Source organism: Methanobrevibacter sp., assembly GCF_045577275.1.
Taxonomy (GTDB): Archaea; Methanobacteriota; Methanobacteria; order Methanobacteriales; family Methanobacteriaceae; genus Methanobrevibacter.
On the sequence record NZ_JAZNIB010000004.1, the window covers coordinates 1 to 3,211 of the forward strand.

A 3,211-nucleotide genomic window follows, 5' to 3' on the forward strand; every position below is an offset into this window, starting at 1 on the left:
ATTATAAAAAATTATTAGGATAAATATGAAAAAAAGTTATGAAAATTTAGTATTTGGAAATTAAGAAAATTTTAAAAAATTTAAAAAAAAGTTAAAAAAAACTAATAAAAAAAGTTAAAAAACTAATAAAAATATAAAAAAGATAGAATAAAAAATTATAAAAAAATAAAGATTGATAAGAGGAAAATCCCCTTATATCCATTTTAAATACTTTATGCTTTAACTAGAATGGAATAGCTGCATATTTGTTTAGATTACTATATGAATTAGTATTCCAATTCTTGATATTACCTAATTGGTTTCTTGAGCTTGTTGCATCTGCAGAATACCAAACACCATCAACGAGAATTTGTGCCCATACGTGTCCGGTTACCAATCCACTTGAGAAAGTACAACCTTTTGCATGAGAGTATCTTGCATGAATACCAGCAGCCCTACACAAAGCCACCACTAAACTTGCTTGATCCACACAGTTACCGGAACCTGCACTTAATGTACCTGCCGCTCCATGTTTGGAGTTTGCATAATAACTGTAATCAATCTCATCCCTTACATAGTTATATATTGCAAGAGCTTTTGCATCAGTTGTCTTCAATCCTTTGGTTAATTTATTTGCCAAATCCTTAATTGAACTTGTAATTGCTGATTGACCAGTTCCAACCAAATATTTGGCAAGATCTGTTTCAGTATTTTTCTCGTTCAGACCGTTCTTGAACTGAGCAGAGCTATAGTTTATCTTATCAGAAACTCCTGAAGGAACTACAGAATCGCTGAATACAGAACTTTGGAATGTACAATAGGACGGCAAATAGTTTTTAGATTTGTAGAAATCCAAAATCTTTGCAAATGCATAAGTGTATACATCAAATCTTGCATTACCTAATGAAGCACCAGAACCATTATAAACCTTAGCGTAAACCGGAGGAGTCTTATTAGCTTCCTCAAAAGACATTACTCTTTTTGCCAAGTCAAGATATTGAGCCTTATAGACTTTAGCATTGATTGTGCTTTCTGATGAGTTGCACTTTGACATGCTACTTGGAAGAGTAATATACTTACTGCTACCTGCATTAATATTATAAATAGCTTTGGACATCAGATATGAGAATTGAGAAACACTTAACTTGTTACCAGCTACTGTAACAGTATTAGGCAATACAGCTTTAGAGTTTACATAACTCTCAACATTACTAGCCGCTGCTTCTATATCATTTAAGAAAAATCTACTGGTACTGTTTTTTACAGTGACTGTTTTAGTCAATTTTGATGACTTGTAATTTGAAGAACCACCAAATGAAGTAACCACAGAGTATTTTCCAGAAACCAAATTAATGGTTAAGGAAGCAACTCCCTTGGAATCAGTGGTTTTGCTGTAAGATTTACCAGATATTGTTATGGTAATCTTTTGATTTGCTAATGCTTTTCCATTTTCATCAACTAATGTAATTTTATAAGGATCTCCTCTTGTAATAGTGGTTGAAGCAGCTTTGATTGTTGTAGTCTTTTGTGAATATGTGCTTGCAATTGCACTGCTTTCAAAAGTACAGTAATTAGGCAAATAGTTTTTAGATTTGTGGAAATCTAAAATCTTTGATAATGCAAAAGTGTATAAATCGAAATTTGCATTGCCTACTGTCTTTTTAGAGCTGTCTTTAACTGCAACATTGGTTGGAGGCACTTTCTTAGATTCAATGGTAGAAGCAACTCCTTTTGCCAAATCAACATATTGAGCCTTATAAACAGTAGATTTTAATGAATGTGCAGAAGAACCGCCATTTGAAATACCGCTTAAAAGAATTATATCCTTTTTGTTATTTGAATTCAAATTGGATACAAGTTTTGAAGCAAGATAAGAAAACTCTGAAATCTTAAGAGTTTTAGATCCGACAGTTACAGTGTTAGGCAATTTCTTGTTTTTAGTAACATATGCCTTTACATTTGTAGCGGCAGTTTCAATTTCCTTAATTGAAAAACCGTTAGGATTCTTCTTAACGGTTATTGTTGCAGATAAGCTTGAAGACTTATAATTATTTGAACCAGCAAATGAACAGACCACAGGATATTTGTTTGCAGCCAAGTTAATTGTCAAAGATGCAATACCTTTGGAATTTGTAGTTCTGGCATAAGTCTTGCCGCTGATTTTGATATTGACCTTTTGGTCAGCTAATGCTTTGCCGCTGCTGTCTTTTAAAGTAACTGAAAATGCATTTCCTTTAATGACACTGTTTCCATTGGAAGTGATGCTTGTAGGTTTTGCATTTACAGATAATGTCAATGAAAGACTTGATGCACTGTAAGCGGATGCGCCATCAAAAGTACAAGTTATAGGATATTTGCTTCCCTTTAAGTTAATGGTTAATGAAGCAAGACCGTTTGAATTTGTAGTTCTAGCATAGGTCTTTCCACTAATCTTGAAATTAACTTTTTGATTGGATAAAGCCTTACCCTTAGCATCTTTTAAAGTAACAGAAAATGATTCTCCCCTATAAATGGAGCTACTGCTTGCTTTGATGTTTGTTTTAGTTTTTGAACTAGCTTGTAAAGTTGATGATCCTTCATCAGAAGCACCTAAAACATTTTTTGAGTTCTTATCATTTGAGTCATATTCCAAATCAGAATCTTCTACAGTATAATCAGTACTTAAAACTTCATTTTCCGAATTTACATTACTTGCACCAGCATTTAAAGACCCCAATTCATTTGAGCTGGAATCACTAGCAAGATTTTCATCAGCGCTAGAAACACTGGAGGCAGATATATCATCGGATGCAGATAATGAATCCGAATCATCAATATCCATAGCAGCTGCTGAAGAGACTAAACAAAATCCCATAAGCAAAACTGCTAAAAGCAATGTGAGATTCTTAATTGAAATCATTTCACCTCACATTCCAGAATGATCCAAAATTATATTCTTATAAATTATAATTTTAATCGTTTAATCATTTTATAAAATTTTTTATAAAAAATCTAAAAATCATAACATTCTTTTAGATATCAAACAACCGAGTATTATTAACTCCATTTTAATAATACTGCAAACCACCCTGAATATTTCTTAACTTGAAAATTTTGCTTTAAAAACAAAAAGTTCAAATTAGATTAATTAATAATTTCATTTAAGTATTATATAAATATTTCTCTAAAAAATTTCTTAAACCAAGCATTTTACATAGGGTATAGATAAAAATAAAATCAATTTAAGAGCAAT

1 protein-coding gene is annotated in these 3,211 nt (G+C 31.7%); it reads right to left on the minus strand.

Going from position 1 to position 3,211, the window contains the following annotated elements; genetic code table 11:
* Positions 1-223: 223 nt before the first annotated feature.
* Positions 224-2,878, minus strand: coding sequence for a transglutaminase domain-containing protein (locus ACKI67_RS00035; protein ID WP_407461335.1), 2,655 nt, complete (start codon positions 2,876-2,878; stop codon positions 224-226).
* Positions 2,879-3,211 lie beyond the last annotated feature (333 nt).